This window comes from Pseudomonas sp. S8, assembly GCF_050473925.1.
Classification (GTDB): Bacteria; Pseudomonadota; Gammaproteobacteria; order Pseudomonadales; family Pseudomonadaceae; genus Aquipseudomonas; species Aquipseudomonas parakoreensis.
Genome location: NZ_JBFDVZ010000016.1, coordinates 2,218,542 through 2,223,043 on the forward strand (window position 1 = coordinate 2,218,542; position 4,502 = coordinate 2,223,043).

The window sequence follows — 4,502 nt, forward strand, 5'->3', positions numbered from 1 at the left end:
AGTTAATAGAAATAGTTCTCAGTCAACACTTTGAAGAGTAGAAGAACAATGCCCGCACCGCACGGACTCCACCCGCTCGCCAAGGCCCTGCTGATCCGCCGCTCCTTCCGTTGCACCTTGCCCGCGTTCTGCGCCATGGCCCTGACCGTGCCGATGGCCGGCCAGGCCCAGGCCGCCGCCGTGGCGATCAATATTCCTGCACAGTCGCTGGGGAGCGCCCTGCAGGAATTCGGTCGCCAGACCAACCTCCAAGTGCTTTACAGCCCGGATGAAGTCAGCGGTCTGCGCAGCAGCGCCGTCAGTGGCAACCTGGAACCGACCGCCGCCATCGCGCAACTGCTGCAAGGCACCAACATCGCCTACAGTGTCGAGGGCAACAACGTCGCCCTGCGTTCGCGCAGCAGCGGTGGCGCCAGCCTCGATCTGGCCCCGACCAGCATTTCCGCCACCGCCGAATCGGCCTGGGGCCCGGTCGACGGGATCGTCGCCAAGCGCAGCGCCACCGGTTCGAAGACCGATTCGTCGCTCAAGGAAATCCCGCAGACCATCAACGTCGTCACTCAAGACGAAATCAAGATGCGCGGCTCGAAGACCGTCACCGAAGCCCTGCAATACACGCCAGGCATGACCGGCGGCGGTTTCTCGGACCGGGTGAAGATCTTCGACGAACCGACGTCCCGTGGCTTCTCCCCTACTCCGCTGTACCTCGACGGCCTGCACATGCCTTACGGCGGCGGCAGCACCGGTGGTTCGCTGCAGATCGACCCGTACACCCTGGAGCGCGTCGAAGTGCTCAAGGGTCCGGCCTCGGTGCTGTACGGCCAGAACCAGCCTGGCGGTATCGTCAACATGGTCAGCAAGCGTCCGACCGCGACCCCGCTGCACGAAGTGAAGATCGGTGGCGGCAGCTATGACCGCAAGTACGGCGCCTTCGACCTCGGCGGCCCGATCGACGATCAAGGCGAATTCCTCTATCGCCTGACCGGCGTGGTCAACGACAGCGGCTCGGCCATCGACTACGCCAGCCAGAACCGCATGCTGCTGGCGCCTAGCCTGACCTGGCTGCCTAACGATCAGACCACCATCACTGTGTTCGGTCAGTACCAGAAAGACCACGATGTACCGGAAGCCCAGGGCCTGCCGGCCAACGGCACCGTGCATCGCAGCCAGGCCGGGCGCATCAGCCGCAGCCTGTTCCTCGGCGAGCCGGACGTGAACAAGTACCACCGCGAGCAGTTCGTGGTCGGTTACGAGATTGCCCACGAACTCAACGACGTCTGGACCCTGAAGCAGAACGCGCGTTACGCCGACATCAATGACCAGTACGTGGCGCCGCTGCACGGTTATTCGTTCCCGACCAACCCGGTCACCGGCCTCAACGACGGCAGCTACCAGAGCCGTTATGCGGTGGACTGGTCGCAGCACAACAAGGTCTACGGCATCGATAACATCGCTCAGGCCAAGTTCAACACCGCCGATGTCGAGCACACCGTGCTGCTGGGCGTGGACTACTACCACTACAATTCGAAATTCCTCGGCCTGTACGACCGCACCGCTCCGGGTCTGGATCTGTACAACCCGGTGTATGGCAGCCAGATCAATTTCCGCCAGCCGTACAAGTGGGACAACACCATCACCCAGACCGGCCTGTACGCTCAGGATCAACTGCGCTGGAACCAGTGGTTCCTGACCCTCGGCGGTCGTTATGACTTCGCCGAAACCGACAACAAGCAACCGCTGAGCGGCGGCCACAGCAACCAGAAGGACGAGAAGTTCACCGGTCGTGCCGGCCTCGGCTACGAGTTCGACAACGGCATCACACCGTACGTCAGCTACGCCGAATCGTTCCTGCCGCAAACCGGTACCGACATGAGCGGCAGCGCCTTCGAACCGACCACCGGCAAGCAGTACGAAGTCGGCGTCAAGTACGAGCCGAAGTCGATCGACGGCTTCATTCAGCTGTCGGCGTACCAGATCGACCAGGACAATATGCTCACCACCGACCTCAACAACCCGGGCTTCAGCACCCAGAGCGGCTCCGTGCGTTCGCGCGGTATCGAGCTGGAAGGCAAGGTCAACGTCACCCGCAACCTGCGCGTGCTGGCGGCAGTGTCGCGTAACCAGACCAAGTGGGAGAAAGACAACGACGGTCGCGAAGGTCGCACCCTGGCCATGCGTCCACCACTGACCGCCTCCGCGTGGGTCAACTACGACTTCGACATCTCCACCGCCCTCGCCGGTTTCGGCATGGGCCTGGGCGCCCGCTACGTGCGCAGCAGCTACGGTTCGGATTACGAGTCGGACTCGTTCCAGATTCCGTCCTACACCGTGTATGACGCCATGGTCTCTTACGACCTGGAGAAATCGCCGCTGCACGTCAAAGGCGTGAAGCTGCAAGCCAACCTGCAAAACCTCACCGACGAGAAATACGTGGCCGCGTGCAACGGTACCCTCGATTGCTACTACGGCGAAGGCCGGACCATGACTGCTGACGTGACCTACAACTGGTAATACGTTTAGCGCTCACTGAAACGCCGGCATTTGCTGGCGTTTTTTTTGCGGGCTGATTGGGGCTTGGCGGCCTTTGGGCCGACCAGGTTCTTGGGGATTTGGGTGAATATCCGTTGCTGCGGGTGTTGCTGCTGGCGGTTTCGCTCTTACAGCGAGTCACCTTTTCCAGACGCCGGAAAGGTAACCCAAAAGGCTTTGCCCCGGCGTACGGCACTTCGCTTAGGCTCAGTGTTCCCTCGCTACGGTGCCCATCCGGGGGCATCGCCTACGGTTTGCTTCGCTGCACCTCCTCTCGATGTATGCGGCTTCGCCGCACAGCGCTGCGCGCCTACCCCCGGATGGACACCTCCGCTCGGCCTGCCGAAGGGGCAAAAAATCAAAAGCCAGATCAAGAGCCAGAGCCAGAGCCAGAGCCAGAGCCAGAGCCAGATCAAAAGATCACAGCCTTCGGCAGTTCCTACATGGGATTGAGTGTTTTCAGTTAGAAATTGGTCGGCTGTCAGGCCGCCATCGCTGGCAAGCCAGCTCCCACAGTGGGATCGGGTGTTTTCAGTTAGAAATTGGTCGGCTGTCAGGCCGCCATCGCTGGCAAGCCAGCTCCCAGAATTTTATTCGTGCACACCCCATGCGGCGAAGCCGCCCCACTCAACACGATGAGCGTTAGCTCGAGTACCGCTTTTGATCTGAGGGCCCGTCGGCAGGCTGAGTGGAGGGATTTATCCGGGGGTGGGAGCGCAGCGACCGTTTGGCGCAGCCAAACACAGCGAGAGGAGGTGCAGCGAAGCAAACCGTAGGCGCTGCCCCCCGGATGAATCCCGCAGCGAAGGAACCCGAGCCTGAGCGAGGGCCGAACGTCAGGGTAAAGCCCTTTGGTTACTTTGGGGCGTTTGCCAAAGTGACCCGCCGTCAGGGCGGAACCCTAGGTGGCCGTTACCGCAGCAACGGATATTCCCCCCCACCCCGGTCAAGCCAAAGCAAACACCTCTACCAACCGCCCAGCAATCAACCCCAGCGCCTCTTCAGCCTCATCAACAATCGCCCCCATCCGCATGAAGTCATGGGTCATGCCGGCGTAAACCTGCAAATCCACAGCAACCCCCGCCGCCTGCAAATGCCGGGCATACGCCACCCCCTCATCATGCAACGGATCACACTCGGCCAACACCATCAACACCGGCGCGACATCGGCCGGAACTTCACCGAGCAACGGCGAGAAACGCGGATCGAAACGATCGCTGGCATCACGCTGATAGTGCGCGTAGAACCACTGCAGCGAAGCCTTCTCCAGCAGATAACCTTCGGCAAAACGCTCGATCGACGGCGTGCTGCGACTGGCATCGGTGACCGGATAAATCAGCACCTGCAAGCGCGGCTGCACAGCGGCATCCGTCAGTTGCGCAGCCAGTACCGTGGCCAGGCTGCCACCGACGCTGTCGCCGGCAATCGCCAGCCGCGCCGTGTCGATGCCCAGATCAGCCGCACTCGCCAGCAGCCAGTCCCAGGCATCGCGGGCATCATCGGTCGCCGTCGGAAAGCGATGTTCCGGCGCCAGTCGGTACGCCACCGACAGCACCACGCAATCAGCCAGCGAGGCCAGCGCGCGGCACAGCGAATCATGCGAATCGAGGCTGCCGACCACATAGCCGCCGCCATGGAAATACAGCAGTGCCGGACGACCGGCGCCCGCCTGCAACGGATGGTTGCTGTAGATCCGCGCGTGCAACAGTGCGCCGTCACGCACCGGCAATTGCAGCTCATCCACCACGGCCAGTTCTTCACCGCCGGCGTCCATCAGCAACGATGACTGATCGAACTGTTCACGGGCCTCGCTCGGGGTCAGCTCATGCATGCCGACGCGTTTACCACTGGCCCGGCCGTTGCCGACCAGTTGCAGAAATGCGGCGATATCAGGATTCAATGACATTCAAATCTCCAAAGCGATCGGGTGCCATCAGCGCCCGATCGGTTTTACTTGGGTTTCACAGCTGGGT

2 protein-coding genes are annotated in these 4,502 nt (G+C 61.7%); one reads left to right on the plus strand and one right to left on the minus strand.

The genetic code is table 11. The features are described 5' to 3' along the window. The first annotated feature begins 48 nt into the window (after window positions 1-48). The gene (locus AB1J88_RS11130; protein WP_430291073.1) at window positions 49-2,511 is read left to right on the plus strand and encodes a TonB-dependent siderophore receptor; all 2,463 of its coding nucleotides are present in this window, start codon (window positions 49-51) and stop codon (window positions 2,509-2,511) included. A 964-nt stretch (window positions 2,512-3,475) separates the two neighbouring features. On the opposite strand, the gene AB1J88_RS11135 is transcribed toward AB1J88_RS11130, so the two are convergent. Next, entirely contained in the window at window positions 3,476-4,435 is a 960-nt protein-coding gene (locus tag AB1J88_RS11135; RefSeq protein WP_430291074.1) for an alpha/beta hydrolase, read from the minus strand. Window positions 4,436-4,502: the final 67 nt, after the last annotated feature.